This window comes from Nitrosopumilus sp., assembly GCF_025699125.1.
Taxonomy (GTDB): Archaea; Thermoproteota; Nitrososphaeria; order Nitrososphaerales; family Nitrosopumilaceae; genus Nitrosopumilus.
In genome coordinates this window covers 399,914-415,820 of sequence record NZ_JAILWC010000001.1, presented here as the reverse complement: position 1 = coordinate 415,820, position 15,907 = coordinate 399,914, and the positions used below count along the sequence as shown (strand labels likewise).

The window sequence follows — 15,907 nt, the reverse complement described above, 5'->3', positions numbered from 1 at the left end:
ATCCTTCATACATCACTTTCGTGATGCATTGCATCGATGATTTGATGTGAAGATTAGTGCATCCGTACACTTTCCATGTCTAAGGAGGTGATCCGACCGCAGGTTCCCCTACGGTCACCTTGTTACGACTTTTCCCTTGTCACGAACCTCGAGTTCGATAACGCCAATCAGACGTCACCTCGCTAAAAGCTCACTTCAATGAAACGACGGGCGGTGTGTGCAAGGAGCAGGGACGTATTCACCGCGCGATAATGACACGCAGTTACTAGGGATTCCATATTCGTGAGGGCGAGTTGCAGCCCTCAGTCATAACTGTGGTAATGTTTGGGGATTACCTCCTCCTTTCGGATTTGGAACCCATTGTCATTACCATTGCAGCCCGCGTGTGGCCCCAGAGTTTCGGGGCATACTGACCTGCCGTGGCCCCTTCCTTCCTCCGCATTAACTGCGGCGGTCCCGCTAATTCGCCCCACTACTCCTGAGAGTAATGGTGGCAACTAGAGGCAGGGATCTCGCTCGTTACCTGACTTAACAGGACATCTCACGGCACGAGCTGGCGACGGCCATGCACCACCTCTCAGCTTGTCTGGTAAAGTCTTCAGCTTGACCTTCATTCTGCTGTCTCTCCGGGTAAGATTTCTGGCGTTGACTCCAATTGAACCGCAGGCTTCACCCCTTGTGGTGCTCCCCCGCCAATTCCTTTAAGTTTCATACTTGCGTACGTACTTCCCAGGCGGCAAACTTAACGGCTTCCCTGCAGCACTGCATTGGCCACAAGCCAATGCATCACTGAGTTTGCATAGTTTACAGCTGGGACTACCCGGGTATCTAATCCGGTTTGCTCCCCCAGCTTTCATCCCTCACCGTCGGACGTGTTCTGGTAGACCGCCTTCGCCACAGGTGGTCATCAATAGATCAAAGGATTTTACCCCTTCCTACCGAGTACCGTCTACCTCTCCCACTCCCTAGCTCTGCAGTATTCCCGGCAGCCTGTACGTTGAGCGTACAGATTTAACCGAAAACTTACAGAGCCGGCTACGGATGCTTTAGGCCCAATAATCATCCTGACCACTTGAGGTGCTGGTTTTACCGCGGCGGCTGACACCAGAACTTGCCCACCCCTTATTCATCAGTGTTTCTAGGACTGACAAAAGGTTCCTTTAGCAGAAACCACTCGGATTAACCTTGTCGTGCTTTCGCACATTGCAAAGTTTTCTCGCCTGCTGCGCCCCATAGGGCCTGGGTCCGTGTCTCAGTACCCATCTCCGGGCTACTCCTCTCAGAGCCCGTACCTGTAATAGTCTTGGTGGGCCATTACCTCACCAACAAACTGATAGGCCGCAGTCCCATCCTACGGCGATAAATCATTTGAAACATAAACCATTCCAGGCATAATGTTCTATCGAGTATTATTCTCAGTTTCCCGAGGTTATTCTCGTCCATAGGGTAGGTTGACTACGCGTTACTGAGCCGTCTGCCTTGTATTGCTACAATGACTCGCATGGCTTAGTATCAATCCGATAGCAGTCAGGTCCGGCAGGATCAACCGGATTCTGAATTATATTTTGTATTTTGATTATTGAAGTACATTTGTACTTTAATTGGAATTGACGGATGCACATAATCTTCACATCTCAGATATTGATCTTTCAATCAAATCCTCATTCTTGTATGCGTAACTGGAGGCCCATGAATCACAAAATGGCATATTGCCAAACTTCATCACAAGCGCCGCCTATTGCGTTACGTATGCAGAAGGTGAAGTATACGGAATCCATATAAACTATACGTGAAATTGTGCCTGATCGGGGCTAAAAATTGAAAAAATTACATGTTTTATTTTTACAAATTTTTTCAGCATGAATCACACATAAAATTGAGCTGTTTTACGTTATTTTTGAGGGTTAAAATGACAGTAATAATTGATGAATTTGGTTTTGGATTATACAAGAGAGTACAAAAAGAAAACACCACAGTCTGCAAAATTATTTGCAAAGTCTGCTAAACTTCATGTAAATGGTGTAAGTCACAACATAAGATTTTATGAACCATATCCATTTATTGTAAAATCATCCGCAGGAAAAAACCTTGTCGATGTGGATTCCAACAAATATACGGATTACTGGATGGGTCACTGGAGTCTCATTTTAGGACATGGTCAAAAAAATGTCAAAGACGCTCTGAAAAAACAGATTGAGAAAAGCTGGATGTATGGAACGGTCAATATGCAGACCGTTTTACTGTCAGAATTAATTTCAAAAGCTGTTCCAGTAGCTGAGAAAATTCGTTATGTCACATCAGGAACTGAAGCTACAATGTATGCAGTAAGACTTGCGCGCTCTGTTACTGGAAAAAAAATAATTGCAAAGATTGATGGCGGATGGCATGGTTATACTTCAGATTTGCTAAAATCAGTGAATTGGCCATTTGCTGAATCAGAAAGTTCAGGTGTTGTTAATGAGGAAAAGATTGTTTCAATTCCTTATAATGACTTGGAAGCATCACTTTTCATTTTGAAAAAACATTCTAATGATTTAGCTGGCGTAATTATAGAACCAGTGTTAGGCGGTGGCGGATGCATTCCAGCTGAATCAGATTACTTGAAAGGAATACAAGAATTTTGTAAGAAAAACAATTCATTATTTATTTTAGATGAGATAGTTACAGGATTTAGATTTAGATATGGATGCATCTATCCAACAATGAAACTAGATCCAGACATTGTAACTCTGGGAAAAATCACAGGTGGCGGAATGGCAATCGGGGTGATGTGTGGCAAAAAAGAAATCATGGAATATGCAGATACCACGGGAAAGAAAAAATCAGAGCGAAGTTATGTAGGGGGTGGAACATTTTCTGCAAACCCCACATCGATGACTGCAGGATTTGCAACACTTTCTATTTTGAAAAATAACAAGTCCATCTATTCAACAATTAATTCTATAGGAGATTATGCCAGAAAAGAACTAACCAAAGCATTTGATGGTAAAGGAGTAGTAACTGGAAAAGGTTCTTTGTTTATGACCCATTTTGTGAATAATGGAACTGTGGAAATTACTAATGCCACTCAAGCAGCAAAATGCGATACTAGAGCACTTCATGATTACCATTTCAAGATGATAGCACATGATGGAATATTCTTTTTGCCAGGAAAATTAGGCGCCATATCATACACCCACACAAAGCAAGACATCAAAAAGATGGTCGTAGCAACTATTGATTATCTTCATTAGAGGGAAAGTATTTTTTTCGCCAAGAAATTAATTGGTTAAAAATATCCAAATAGTTTTCATTTTTGATAGTAACATGAACGTGTGCAAATAATTCTCCAAATTTTGCTTCAAATATCATGGTGCATTCATCCTTGAAGAGAGGTACAGTTACTCCGACTTTTTTAATTGAATAAAATTTGATGGTTTGAATTTGAATTATACTTTCGCCTACCACAATCTGTTTTTTTTCAAGATTTTTGTTAATTGTTTTATCTAGTTGTACAATGGTTGATTCATCCCAATCAGGGGAATCTTTGGGCCATCTGTGTACATGCACCTTGTCTGCAAGATATTTTAATTGAAAATCAGACACACTTGAAGTCTATATTGCTTCTTTTAAAAAATTGCTACGACATGACACATTGGCGTCAATACTTTTTCTCATCACTATTCAATGAATGAAATGATTTCAATTTACTCTCTACGTAATGCAACAAGGGGCGATAACGTGGAAGCTTTCCATGCAGGAAGTATTCCTGCAGATATGCTAAGTATTACGGATAACAACCATACGTATAGTGTATCTACAAAATGAAAAATAGGTACAATGTTTGAAGTATTTCCAAAACCAGGAGGAGATAGAATAGAACTTAGAGCATGTCCAGACATCATACCTACCAAGATTCCAGCTGTTCCACCTAATAGACCAATAAGTAATGCCTCCATTAGAAAAAGCAAAAGTATGGATTTATTCTGAGCACCTATAGCTTTCATCGTACCAATCTCTTTAATTCTTTCAGTAACTGATGTGTACAATGTAGTGATGATACCTACAGCACCAACAACCAAAGCAATTACACCGATGCTTTGAATAAATGCGTTATTACCTTCAGTAAACTGTTGTCTAAATTGCAATCGGGATTGAAGGCTAGAGATTCCTATAGACGTACCAAAGAGTTCTTTCAGATCCTCTTCGGTTTGTGAAATTAATTCAGATGATTGTAAAGAAACTAAGAGGCTATCAAATTTGCCTGATTTTTTTAAAAATGTATTTCCAACATTTTCGTTAATTATTACAGAACGATCCAAAGTACGATCACCTGATTCTTTTAAAATTCCAGACACCACAAATGTTCTAGAGTCTTCTTGCTGCTCGCCTTCCGTATCAACATATCTAAAAGTGAGTTTCAGCGATTGACCCAATGTAACTATTGGAAATGATGCCCCATCAGGATACGCTACACTTTGTCCAACAAGTATTGCTGAAGGGTCATTTCGCTTTATCACAGAACCCGCTTCCATTTCAAGACCAGGTACGCTAACATAAACATCATCAGGATTCATTGCCAGGACAGAGGTACGCAATACTCTTGCTTGTGAATTAAGATCAACTGTACCAGAATATCTCGGGATCACATCAACTACAGAAGACAGGGAATTTATTTTATTTACAACTGCAGAATTAAATACAATTGATGGAGTTGTATCCACACTTCGAAAAGAGCGTTGCCCAGGTGTCACTGTTAATACATTGTCTGCAAGTTGATTTAGTTGATCCTCAATAAATTGAGTTTGTCCGGCACTGAGTCCATTAAGAACAATCATCAAACTGCTTCCTACAACAACCATCAATACGGTCAATAATGTTCGGATCTTACGTTCGTTTAATGCAGAAAAAGACAGTAACAGAATTTCTTTAGGATTCAATTCTTTGAGCTCTTTGAGTTATCCAAGAGGAAATCCAGATCATCAGCACTGGAATCTATTTCGCTTTTCTTTTTTCTGATTTTAATTACTATTACTATAACGACAATTACTGCTGCTGCAATTCCCAATAAAACTTCAGTAGAGATCAGTGCGGAACTTTCACCGCGTTCATTTGATGATTGCTGTTTGATTTGAGAAACATTAACTATGTCATCAAAAACAATTTCATGAAAATTTCTAAGATCATCAGCATAAGTCACCTTAACTGAGAAAGGGTGTTTGCCTTGTGAAAGCGAAGATACTGGCAATGGAATACTAAATGGAATTGATGAATCATCTGTTAAATCTCCCATATACTGTGGAGAAATATCTGAAACATCTGGGATATCCGCAAGGGACAGCAGTTCTATGTTGGCAAATTTGCCAGTAGTGCTTCCCTGATTGAGCACGTTTCCAACAAGATGCAACTTGCCACCAATACTGCTAACCTGTACATCATATAGTGTCAATTCTATGCTCCCAGAAACAAACACTCCTACATTTGCAGCATCCAAGCTAGACTCTCCATCAGAGATGTAATCCAGATTCATGTTAAAGGAACTAGGAGTATTGATCAGGTTAGTTGACGCAAAGACATCAGTGGTAAACTCAAAAGTTTCACCCACAGGAAGAGAACTTATCATCCACTTTGACTTTCCCATAATTTTCATTTCTGTAGTTTCCCCAGATAGAGTAAGTAGCAGATCCGTAATCTCATCGTCACCATTGTTGGTAACTTGGAACATAATGTTTTCAACAATTCCTGCAGTCACTACTGGTTCATCATGTTGTGTATCAACTGATACGATGATTGGCGATTCTGAGGGTTTTGGCGAAACGACAAGTCCGGTAGTTAACAATTCAGTCTGCTTGTATCCATAGGCATTGCCATATGTTATTTGGAGACTTATGTTCTGAACTGATGAGCCTGATGTGGCTTCTGGAAATATTGTTGTTGAGATTCTCGTAGAGCCATTTGCAGGAATAGTTCCGATGTTGAACGTATTAGCTCCAAGATTGACCAATTCCGTTTCAGATGATTGTAAAGTAACAGTAGAGCTTGAACTGTCCCTTGATGAGCGACTGCTATCGTCTCCAATACTCAATATTGTCAAAATTGCACCAGTTGCAGGAGAACTTCCCGTGTTGGAAATTATAAAGTCAATAGGATTTGGCACCTTTGGGGTCAGTGGCTTATTATCAGTACCTAGATCCAAAACAACTTTTCCAGGTAAAATAAATGGCACATTTAGCAAGGCAGATTTACAGCTTCTCACATGATCTGGAGTGGAATAATCCAGGATTGCAGAACTAAGATACGAGCCAACTTCGGCATCATCTGTAATATCCACATCAAAGTACAGAGTAAACACTTCTCCTTCAACTAGTTTAGCAAAATAACTCGCTTGGGATACGTCTCCAATACTTTTGCTAAAAGTGGATGCAAAGTAGGATTTTGCCTGAGGATCTGCACTAGTTCCACCTGGCTTGAATCCGTCTGGCAGACGCAAATATCCTGTAACAGCATACAGTTCAAGTGGTGAGCGATTTACAAAGACAGCAGCAAGAGTTGATGGTCCCTCTCCAGGTCCTACTTCTAATTCATTGGGATTAAGTGAATCCGTACTAGAACTACTTCTGTCAGTCCAATACGCATCAAGGAAAACAGGTCCGTTGTAATCTGCATCAACCCGTGTAGTAGTAGATGAAGAACAATCGCTTCTAAAAGTTTGAGCATTTGCAAAGTTTGGCAAAACAGAAATCACCAGTATTGCAAACAGGGAAAGAGACAACATCTTGAGAACCATATTTTTTGATTTAGTTGCAGACATCTTTTTCAATTTCTCCATCTTTCATGTATATTGATCGATCTGTCCTTTTTGCCAAATCTACATTGTGTGTAATCATTACAACCGTTCTGGAATATTTTTTTGTCAGCTCTGTTAAAAGCTGGAAAATATCTTCACCAGTAGCAGTATCCAAATTTCCAGTTGGCTCATCTGCAAGAATAATTGCAGGATTATTTATCAAGGCTCTACCTATTGCAACTCTTTGTTGTTCTCCGCCACTGAGATTATTTGGTTTATGGTTTGCTTTTTTTAAAATACCGAGTTTTTTTAGAATGCTTTGGGCACGTTTAGTTCTAGTTGCATTGTCCATTCCAGAAATAATTCCAGGCATTTCAATATTTTTTTGAACAGTCGATCTGTTAATCAAATTAAATGATTGAAATACAAATCCGATTTTGGTATTTCGAATCTTTGCCAGTTTGTTATCAGGTAGCTTGAAGATATCAATCCCATCCATCAATACAGTACCCCTAGATGGTTTATCCAAAGCCCCAATCATATTCAGCAAAGTGGATTTCCCGCTACCTGAAGGACCGACAATTGATACAAACTGGTTTTTCGGAATGGAGAAACTGACATTTTTTAGAGCTACAACTTTTCCTGCAGCAGTTTGGTAAACTTTGGAAACATTTTGCACATCAAGTATGCCATGCACTTGTTTAGCGGTCTGGGACATAGAACTCATATTTTAACTCGCATTTCCTTCTTTTTTAGAAAATGATTTTCTGTCCAGTACAAGAATCACAATTACAATACCAACAAAAGCAATCTGAAATGCTTCAACTAGAATTCCGTTATCACTGATTCTTCCCTCACGTCCAGTAATGAAGTTATCAGGAATTCTAGTAATCACCCATATTGCAATAAACATCAAAGTTCCACCAAGACCTACACCATACCAGACAGCCCCCCACTTTCTAATCATTGGGACAGCCCAAAAAATCTGCGTAGCGCCTCCCACAACAAACAATATCTGACTATTGAGATTGTTTGAAGGAATCCCCAAAACAACATGAATTATTCCTGCAATGGCAGTAGTGACGGCCGCTGCAAAAAATAAAATATTGAGTTTATTCATTTTAAATTTACAACCAATTTATTTTTCATCATCAGAGTCATCTTCGAATTTCTTATCAATCTCTTTTTGGTTTTCCTTGAATTGTTGGTATCGCTTGTCCCATTTTGAGATAACAAACCATTGTCTTATTCCTATTCCCAACCAAACAACGGAGATTACGAATATTACAAGCTGATGGGGGCGAAGCAATGGATTTAGTTTTGTTTTCTTGGAGAATTTCTCCTTCATCAAATTGTATTCGTCTTCGGTTATTTCATCATTATCAAGTTTTGATTGCAGACGGGTGTCAAAATCTTCTCTGAATTTGTCTTGATATGGAGAATCATATACACTGGTAATTGCGATTAGGGAGAGTGGTGGAATTATTAATGTAGTAATTATCATAATCAAAAACATCTTTTTTGTTCTGCTAAGCTGAAACATTATTCCATCCAATATTTCAAAAATATTTTCACGGTCTTTATTGGAATTATCTTTAGACATTTTTATTCATCTCCGTTATCTCTTGGGAACAGGTCCTCATATCTCTGCAAAACTTCTTCAAGTAGCGTCTTTCCTTTTTCAGAAATTTTGTATTTGTAGATGGTTTTGTTCCCCCACGGCTCTTCTTTTCTTTCAATCATCTGTTTGTTTACCATGCTATCCAAAATTTCCTTGTGTTTTACATTGTTTAATCCACATATACTCATCAATCTACTTTGATTCATTTCACCATACTCGTAAAGTTTCAAGAGAATATCCTTCCTAATGTAAATTCGATCTCTGTATTCACGTGCCAGATAAAGTCGCCTCTAAAAATGGATTCCATAACACATCATCATTTATTCCGTAATTTTTTATTTCGTGGTTTTGTCCTAAGTCTGGTAGTACAACATGGACAAGAAATGTCTTCGGTATAGAAATAACAATCACATAAACCACATCTCTTCTGTCCTGAGTTATAACGTAAATTATTTGGCATTGAAAATGCCTTTTTGTACTCACAAATACCCTTGCAAATCTGTACCAACAAAATCAACGACGAAGCAAGTCAGATAAAGATCAGGTAACATTGTTACGTATCACTTGATAACAACGCCTTTTATGCAAAATTATATGAAATCATCCATGAATAGTAAAACAAAGTACATGATTCCTGCGTTTGTAGCAGTCTTTGCCCTGATGTTCGCTGTAGCATTACCAAGCGTAATGGCAGAAGGGGAAGATTATGCAAAATGGAGTGGGGAAAAAGACCACAAAAAAGGACATCATGGAAATAAGGCTATCCAAGTTGAAGGATTTACAGGATCAATTGCAATTCCTGCAGAAATGACAAAAGAGACTCACTCTGAGCTAAAAAATCAAGTAACAGTTTCTCTAGGTCAAGCAGTATCCATTGCTGAAAGTAATGGTGTTACGGATGCAATGAAGGCAAGCATTGGAATTGCAAAAGATGGTGAAGGCAACAAATATCTTGTATGGACCATTACCAGCATGAACAAAGATGAGTCTGAAACAATGACCAAAAACATCTTTGTTGTAGATGCAGGTGACAGTACAAACTTCACCACAGTCACCAAAACATTTGATCATTCAAAAATGAAAGAAATGAAAGGTGAAAAAACTGCAAAGAAATTTGAGAAATTCCAACAGAAATTCTCAGAACCAACTGGAGATGCAGATGTTGATGCTGCAAGGGCACAATTTCTAGATTTGATGCAACAACTTAGAGATGCATACAATAACGGAGATTCAGATGCAGTGAAAACTATCCACGACCAACTCAAAGAACTCAAGCAGAAAGTGTTTCTTAACATGAAAAGTTCTCATCTGTAGAGTCTTTTTTTATTTCTCTTAATTTAGATCCAATCAGCATAGAAATTGAATCAATCACACAATATCAGCAAACCTTAATTCGCATCTAAACCCAGCAGAATAGGTTGGTCTGTTTCAGATGTGATGGGAAAGGTCAATACAGGAATGAATTTGGCATCATGGAGAAGTGTGAGTCCTGCCAAAAAAAGGACATGACATTTGAGAAAATTGATGCAGAATCAGATTCAAACGAAGAAGGTTATTGAAAAAAGTAATTAGCAGTATCATTTTGTAAAAATCATGGGATTGTTTGGTGGAAAAGAGAATTCAGAGGATCTGATGTATAATGCAATGTCACTAATTGAGAAAAACCAACCAAAGGGAGCCATCTCGTTGTTTAACAAAGTGATAAAGCAAGAACCAGAAAACACCTCAGCAATATTTAACAAAGGACTAGCACTGAACCAGATAAAAAAATACAGTGATGCAATCACGTGTTTTGACAAATTACTAGAGATCAATCCAAAAGACGCTCAAGCATACAACAACAAGGGAATAGCAATGGCCGAGATGGGCAACATTCAAGACGCAGCAGAATGTTACGACAAAGCAATAGAAGCAGACCCAAAACATGCTGCATCTTATTTTAACAAAGGGGTGCTACTCGACAAACTAAAGGAACATGAGGAGGCATTGCAAGTGTTAGACAAAGCAATCATGATTGAGCCAAGAAAACCAAATGCATTATTCTACAAGGGAATCATCCTAGGGAAAATAAAAAGGCATGAGGAGGCACTGAATTGTTTTGACAAAGTTTACAAAAACAATCCTAGTCACATGGATGCGTTTTTCCACAAAGGGATAGAGTTAGCAGAGTTAGGCAAACATGAAAACGCAATTGAAATATTTGACAAAATCTTATCAAAACACAAAGACAACGTCAACATCATTTATGCAAAATCAAGAAGTAAAGCTGAACTTGGAATGGATCCTGAAGCATTAGGACTATTAAAACAGGCAGTTGCAAAGAATCCGAAAACTATTCGCTCATGGGCAAAAGAGGAAAAAGCTTTTGAGAAATTTCACGCCAATGACGAGTTTAGAAAAATTGTGAAGATGTAATTCATCAGATAAATCTAGAGTTCCATTATAGAATTTTTTTTCTTACTGCGTCAATTCGAATAATCTCAACTTTCTTTTTAAGATCAGATAATCTTGCCTCAAAAATTGGAATGTACACCTCTGTAATATCATGCAAGACGAATTCATCTTTCAGATCACGGACATCTCCCTCCATTGGTTTTTTTAGATGAAACTGAAGTTTGTCTATCACAGAATCATAAGAAAATTCAGGCTTTCGTATTACAGACGAACCGCCTTCCAGAATTTTTTTAGGATAATTCTCTATAGTTTTTGAATCAATTTTAAATGGCAACTCTATTTCAAGTCCATGATGATCAAATGTCAACTCATCTTCTTCTTCAACAAAAACATGTTCCTCTAAACTCAAGTCAACTTTGTTTTTTCCTTTTTTTCCAACAAATGCCTTTTCCAGGCCAGATTTTGAGCGAACTGGAAAGACAGCATCTCCTAAAACCACGCCATGTACATTTGAGTCAACATCGATTGAATGGATGGCTTTTCTAAAATAATTTGCAGAGTACTTGCCTGATACTATCAAGGAAGACTCGTAGCACAACTTTAGAGAATCGATATGAATGTCCTCTTTTTTTGGTCTGGACAATAATGATTTGAAAGGGTCTGTTTTCTTTTGCTCCACTAGTTTCAGCGCATCCTCCTCTTCAAGGTTTTTTCTTATCACAACAGTCTTTACATCATAGTCGTTTGTCAAAATCACTCTTTCTAACAAATCCAGGCTATTAAACCAATTCGACTAAGAAAGAAATAATAGATTTGAAATTATTAAAAACTCATGGGAACCTCAAAGAAATCAAAAAAAGGCGGATATATCGATAAATTTCTCAGAAGAGCAGACAAGGCAATCCAAGAAGGAATCAAAAAGGCTGACGATGTTTTAGATGAAGCAGTAGAATTAGGAGAAATCACTGCAAAACAAGCTTCTAAAGCGAGCAAAGAATTCAGCGAGAAAGCACGAAAAGAAAGTGAAATTTTACAAAAGAAAAGTATTGAAAGAATAAACGAAGGGATTTTGTCTGCAAAAAAAATGACATCGAGTTCAGAAGAAGATTTGAGATTGCTTGAAAAACTTGGAAAATTAAGAAAATCAGGAGTCCTTACTGAAAAAGAGTTCCAAGAAAAGAAAAAGAAGATTTTGAGTAGAATTTAAAATGAAGAAAGCGAATATTTTTGGAACAGGGGACCAAAGAAAGGTAAATCCAGATTGGTTTACAGGTAAAACATGGATGAAAGTAATATCTGAGAAAATCAAATCAAAGGATCAAGACATTTATCATGTTCATTTTGAAAAAGGTTCCAGAACCAAACTCCATCAGCATGATGGAAATCAAGTATTAATTGCAGTTAAAGGGAATGGAAGTCTCGAGATTTTTAAAAAATACGGCACATCTAAAACCAATTTCAAGATTAAACGAACAGAGAAAATATCACTTAATGAAGGAGATGTCGTGCACATTCCTGCAAATGTACTACATACTCACGGCTCAGTTGACAAGAAAAAGACATTCTCTCACATTGCAATAAACATATTGCCTAAAAAAAATGCATCATACAAAACAACATGGTATGAATCAGATTTCAAATCCAAAGTTTCAGAAATAATATAGACAATGTCATTACGAAAAAATTCTGAGATTCAACCTATTGACGGAAATGAGGGAACCAAAATCAAGCAGTATTTTCATCCACATAACACACTAAGTGGGATTAATTACAGCGTGGCACAATTCACATTAAAGCCTGGAAAAAGTTCCAAACTTCACAAACTTGCATCATCTGAAATTTATTACATTTTGGATGGGAATGCAAGACTGAATGTGGACGAGGAGGCGTATGAGCTTGAAAAAGATGATTCAGTGTATGTTGCGCCAAATTCCAAGCAATGCATTAAAAACACGGGATCAGAGAATTTGAGGTTTTTGTGCATTGTCGAACCTGCATGGAAAGCAGAAAATGAGGAAATACTGGAATAAAAGAAGCCAACATCGTTGCAATTATTTTTATCATATGACAAATCTCTATCTTCAGTGAACACATATCAGGCAATCAAGGTATTGAATGTGAATCAGGATTCATCACAAGACGAGATCAAGGCAGCATACAGAAAGCTGGCACTAGAATGGCATCCTGACAAAAATAAAAATGCAGTAAGTGACACGGAATTTAAAAAAATTACAGAGGCCTATAATTTTTTGAAGAAAAACCACAATCATCAAAACAGTTCACCACAGGAAAAACATGCAGAAAAACCAAACACCAAAACACGATACAAGAAAAAGCCACAATGGGGAGCACCAGATGACGGAGGCATTCCAGAACAAGATTGGAGTAAATACACTCGTGAGTTCGAAGAAGGAGATCCTGATTTTTGGAAAGAGTATGAGCGAAAATTTTGGGAGGAGTATAATGCACGGGTTCGTCCAGACGGGAGAAACGGGGAATACGAAAAAGCGCAAGAACCCAAAAAACAACCAAATCTTTTCGTAGATGTAGACAAAAGCCGATGTATTGGATGTTGTAGCTGTGAAATGATAGCTCCAGACGTGTTTGAAATCAATAAAGAAAGCAGGTCAAATCCAAAATCCTCGGTGATTAATCAAAAGGGTGCCGGAGTAAACAAAATTATGAATGCGGCTGAGACATGTCCGACAAAAGCAATCATCGTTGAAAATATAGATTCAAATGAAAGATTGTATCCGTATTAGACTTTTAATTTTTCATATATCTCATCTATTTCAGAGTCAGATAGTTTCAATGAATTACTAAACATGGAATGAATTGCTCCTGCAGAATCATCTTTGCTTCTCGGAACTAAATGTACATGAACATGTGGCACTTCCTGTCCCGCATCTTTACCGTTATGCACCGCAAGTAAAGTGGAACCGGTAATAGAGTCAACCTTTGAAATCATAGAATGTACAAGAGAAAACAAATCAGAGTTTTCTTTTTCGCTCATATCCTGAATTTTTTGATGATGGTTTTTTGGAATTACAAGTACATGACCCTTTGCAAGAGGAAATGCATCTAAAAACGATATAGAAGAGCTTGTTTCTTTAATGATTTTGGCAGGGATGTCACCAGAGATGATTTTACAGAAAATACAGTCCATGTGTTTTTAGCATATTTTCAAAATATTAAATCATCGATTACGGGGCAACTATCGTAGCCCAAGCAAGTCCATTGCCAAACTTGATAGTAGCTTTATCACCAGAGTCAAGGGTGCAATTTTCAATGGTTTTTGGAATGTTATCAGAAGTTTCAACATAGCACACTCCGTTATCATTTGTCAAAATCACCACTTCTTCAAACACATCTTCACGAATTAGATTCCAAAATGGAAAAACCATAGTGGATAGAACAATTCCTGCAGCAACAAATGCACCAACAAAAACAAGGATAGCTTTCCGACCAGAACTTAGTTCCATGCTACCAAGTTCCACCGTCACCTGCATTCGGATCCAACTTCTTTGCAGGTACGTTTCCATGTGCTTTTTTCAGGTGTTTTTTCAATCGTTCAGGATCATACAAATCAGTTCCACAGACATCGCATTTTGTCTTGTTTTTATCGTCTTTCTTACGTTTGAACAAACCCATAAGATAATAAAATTTTGAAATACATTATAAAGGATACTCAATTTTTTAGAATCAGTGTCAATAAAAAATATCACAGTTTTAGGATCTGGTGTAATGGGTCACGGCATAGCCCAAGTTTCTGCAACAGCAGGATATAATGTAGTTTTACGAGACATCAAACAGGAATTTTTAGACAAAGCCATGGAGAAGATAAAATGGAGCCTAGACAAACTGGTATCAAAAGAAAAAATTTCAAAAGATGAAGGAGATTCAATTTTTGCAAGAATAAAGCCAATTGTGGATTTGGCAGAAGCAGTAAAAGACGCAGAACTAGTAATCGAGGTAGTTCCCGAAATAATGGACTTGAAGAAAACAGTTTATGCAGAACTGGACAAAGTTGCAGCCCCAGAGGTAATCTTTGCATCAAACACAAGTACGTTGCCAATCACCGAAATTGCAAACACAACATCGCGCCCAGACAAATTCATAGGAATCCATTTCTTCAACCCACCACAGTTAATGAAGCTGGTAGAAATAATCCCAGGAGAAAAAACATCTCAAAAAATCACGGATTTAACTCAAGAATATGTCAAATCGGTTAACAAAGTTGCCGTACTATGTAGAAAGGACGTTCCAGGATTTATCATAAATAGATTGTTCATCCCAATGGTTCATGAAGCATGTTTTGTCAAAGACAGAACAGGTGCAACCCTTGAGGAGATAGACTCTGCTGTTAAATTCAAACTGGGATTTCCAATGGGAATTTTTGAGCTGGCAGATTTTACGGGAATGGATGTAATTCACAAAGCAACAGTCGAGATGCATCTACGAGACAAAAAAGTGATCAATCCACATCCGCTAGTTGAAAAAATGTTTGATGAGAAAAAACTGGGGCAAAAATCAGGAGAAGGGTTTTACAAGTATTCTGATGACAAATATGAGAGGGTTGCGCTTTCAGAAAAACTTGCACAAAAATGCAATCCCATTCAACTTGTTGCAAATATTATTAACAATGCCGCTTGGCTTGTGACTAACGGTGCAAGTGACATAGAGGAGATTGAAAAGGCAGCTCAGTTGGGACTGGGTCTGAAAAAACCATTGTTTGAAACTGCAAAAGAGATCGGCATCAAAAACATTGTCGATGAATTAAACAAACTTGCAGCAGAGCATGGAGAGTTTTACAAGCCAGATCCATTACTGGTGTCTATGCAGACTAGCTAATCTGTGACTAGTGTAAAAAATACTGAGAATCCGTCATGAATGAATTTTTAATTTATTTTCATGCCAAAGGGTTAACAAGTTCATCTACAAAGAGTAAAAATAGAATGCCCCCCGCTTTGTGCGTGGAATTTTGGTAATGACTAGCATTATGATGTAAGTTTGTTTGTTGGAAAGTGTTCAATAATCTAAATCAAGCCAACCTTCAGATTTTTCTGTAACATAACCTCTCTTATCTGGAGAATAATTGTTATGAAGTAATAACATTCCATGATCTA

At 37.9% G+C, this 15,907-nt stretch carries 19 protein-coding genes and 1 rRNA gene; 8 read left to right on the top strand and 12 right to left on the bottom strand.

Going from position 1 to position 15,907, the window contains the following annotated elements:
• Positions 1–82: 82 nt before the first annotated feature.
• A 16S ribosomal RNA gene (locus K5783_RS02490) occupies positions 83–1,553 on the bottom strand.
• A 378-nt stretch (positions 1,554–1,931) separates the two neighbouring features.
• On the opposite strand from K5783_RS02490, the gene K5783_RS02485 reads away from it, so the two are divergent.
• Positions 1,932–3,233 carry an aminotransferase class III-fold pyridoxal phosphate-dependent enzyme gene (locus tag K5783_RS02485; protein ID WP_297472695.1) on the top strand — a complete coding sequence of 434 codons (1,302 nt, stop codon included), beginning with the start codon at positions 1,932–1,934 and terminating at the stop codon, positions 3,231–3,233.
• Here the strand turns inward: K5783_RS02485 and K5783_RS02480 are convergent.
• From K5783_RS02480 to K5783_RS02450, 7 genes are all read right to left on the bottom strand, one after another.
• The gene (locus tag K5783_RS02480; RefSeq protein WP_297471975.1) at positions 3,214–3,585 is read right to left on the bottom strand and encodes a hypothetical protein; all 372 of its coding nucleotides are present in this window, start codon (positions 3,583–3,585) and stop codon (positions 3,214–3,216) included. The genes K5783_RS02485 and K5783_RS02480 overlap by 20 nt on opposite strands.
• Before the next feature lie 101 nt (positions 3,586–3,686).
• Positions 3,687–4,919 (bottom strand): ABC transporter permease, encoded by a 1,233-nt coding sequence (locus K5783_RS02475; protein ID WP_297471974.1) that lies wholly within the window; start codon positions 4,917–4,919, stop codon positions 3,687–3,689.
• Positions 4,916–6,790 carry a hypothetical protein gene (locus K5783_RS02470; RefSeq protein WP_297471973.1) on the bottom strand — a complete coding sequence of 625 codons (1,875 nt, stop codon included), beginning with the start codon at positions 6,788–6,790 and terminating at the stop codon, positions 4,916–4,918. Before K5783_RS02470 ends, K5783_RS02475 begins: the two co-directional genes overlap by 4 nt.
• Positions 6,777–7,493 (bottom strand): ABC transporter ATP-binding protein, encoded by a 717-nt coding sequence (locus K5783_RS02465; RefSeq protein ID WP_297471972.1) that lies wholly within the window; start codon positions 7,491–7,493, stop codon positions 6,777–6,779. The genes K5783_RS02470 and K5783_RS02465 overlap by 14 nt, the downstream gene beginning before the upstream one ends.
• A 3-nt stretch (positions 7,494–7,496) precedes the next feature.
• Positions 7,497–7,886 carry a hypothetical protein gene (locus tag K5783_RS02460; RefSeq protein ID WP_297471971.1) on the bottom strand — a complete coding sequence of 130 codons (390 nt, stop codon included), beginning with the start codon at positions 7,884–7,886 and terminating at the stop codon, positions 7,497–7,499.
• A gap of 18 nt (positions 7,887–7,904) precedes the next feature.
• Positions 7,905–8,369, bottom strand: a complete 465-nt coding sequence (locus tag K5783_RS02455) for a hypothetical protein (protein ID WP_297471970.1) — start codon at positions 8,367–8,369, stop codon at positions 7,905–7,907.
• A 2-nt stretch (positions 8,370–8,371) separates the two neighbouring features.
• On the bottom strand, positions 8,372–8,641 hold the full coding sequence (locus K5783_RS02450) for a hypothetical protein (protein WP_263970082.1): 270 nt from the start codon (positions 8,639–8,641) through the stop codon (positions 8,372–8,374).
• A gap of 352 nt (positions 8,642–8,993) precedes the next feature.
• Between K5783_RS02450 and K5783_RS02445 the strand changes: the two genes are divergently transcribed.
• Together K5783_RS02445 and K5783_RS02440 are read left to right on the top strand one after the other, a co-directional pair.
• Positions 8,994–9,701, top strand: coding sequence for a hypothetical protein (locus K5783_RS02445; protein ID WP_297471969.1), 708 nt, complete (start codon positions 8,994–8,996; stop codon positions 9,699–9,701).
• Positions 9,702–9,980: 279 nt separating this feature from the next.
• Positions 9,981–10,802 (top strand): tetratricopeptide repeat protein, encoded by an 822-nt coding sequence (locus K5783_RS02440; protein ID WP_297471968.1) that lies wholly within the window; start codon positions 9,981–9,983, stop codon positions 10,800–10,802.
• A gap of 25 nt (positions 10,803–10,827) precedes the next feature.
• On the opposite strand, the gene K5783_RS02435 is transcribed toward K5783_RS02440, so the two are convergent.
• The gene (locus K5783_RS02435) at positions 10,828–11,550 is read right to left on the bottom strand and encodes a hypothetical protein (protein WP_297471967.1); all 723 of its coding nucleotides are present in this window, start codon (positions 11,548–11,550) and stop codon (positions 10,828–10,830) included.
• A 63-nt stretch (positions 11,551–11,613) separates the two neighbouring features.
• Between K5783_RS02435 and K5783_RS02430 the strand changes: the two genes are divergently transcribed.
• From K5783_RS02430 to K5783_RS02415, 4 genes are read left to right on the top strand one after another with little or no spacing between them, the layout of a single operon-like run.
• Positions 11,614–11,988: an SHOCT domain-containing protein gene (locus tag K5783_RS02430; RefSeq protein WP_297471966.1), complete on the top strand. Its 375-nt coding sequence runs from the start codon at positions 11,614–11,616 to the stop codon at positions 11,986–11,988.
• Position 11,989: 1 nt separating this feature from the next.
• Positions 11,990–12,445, top strand: a complete 456-nt coding sequence (locus tag K5783_RS02425) for a cupin domain-containing protein (protein WP_297471965.1) — start codon at positions 11,990–11,992, stop codon at positions 12,443–12,445.
• Positions 12,446–12,448: 3 nt separating this feature from the next.
• The gene (locus tag K5783_RS02420) at positions 12,449–12,811 is read left to right on the top strand and encodes a cupin domain-containing protein (RefSeq protein WP_297471964.1); all 363 of its coding nucleotides are present in this window, start codon (positions 12,449–12,451) and stop codon (positions 12,809–12,811) included.
• Between the two features lie 15 nt (positions 12,812–12,826).
• Entirely contained in the window at positions 12,827–13,543 is a 717-nt protein-coding gene (locus K5783_RS02415; protein ID WP_297471963.1) for a J domain-containing protein, read from the top strand.
• Here K5783_RS02415 and K5783_RS02410 read toward each other — a convergent pair.
• The 3 genes from K5783_RS02410 to K5783_RS02400 are packed head-to-tail and all read right to left on the bottom strand — an operon-like array spanning position 13,540 to position 14,432.
• Entirely contained in the window at positions 13,540–13,947 is a 408-nt protein-coding gene (locus tag K5783_RS02410; RefSeq protein ID WP_278975167.1) for an HIT family protein, read from the bottom strand. The two genes, K5783_RS02415 and K5783_RS02410, sit on opposite strands and share 4 nt — an antisense overlap.
• A gap of 37 nt (positions 13,948–13,984) precedes the next feature.
• The gene (locus tag K5783_RS02405; protein WP_297471962.1) at positions 13,985–14,263 is read right to left on the bottom strand and encodes a hypothetical protein; all 279 of its coding nucleotides are present in this window, start codon (positions 14,261–14,263) and stop codon (positions 13,985–13,987) included.
• Position 14,264: 1 nt separating this feature from the next.
• The gene (locus tag K5783_RS02400) at positions 14,265–14,432 is read right to left on the bottom strand and encodes a hypothetical protein (protein WP_200829091.1); all 168 of its coding nucleotides are present in this window, start codon (positions 14,430–14,432) and stop codon (positions 14,265–14,267) included.
• A 54-nt stretch (positions 14,433–14,486) separates the two neighbouring features.
• Here K5783_RS02400 and K5783_RS02395 point away from each other — a divergent pair, with 54 nt between their 5' ends.
• A complete protein-coding gene (locus tag K5783_RS02395) occupies positions 14,487–15,632 on the top strand; it encodes a 3-hydroxyacyl-CoA dehydrogenase (RefSeq protein ID WP_297471961.1) in 1,146 nt (381 codons plus the stop codon).
• Positions 15,633–15,907: the final 275 nt, after the last annotated feature.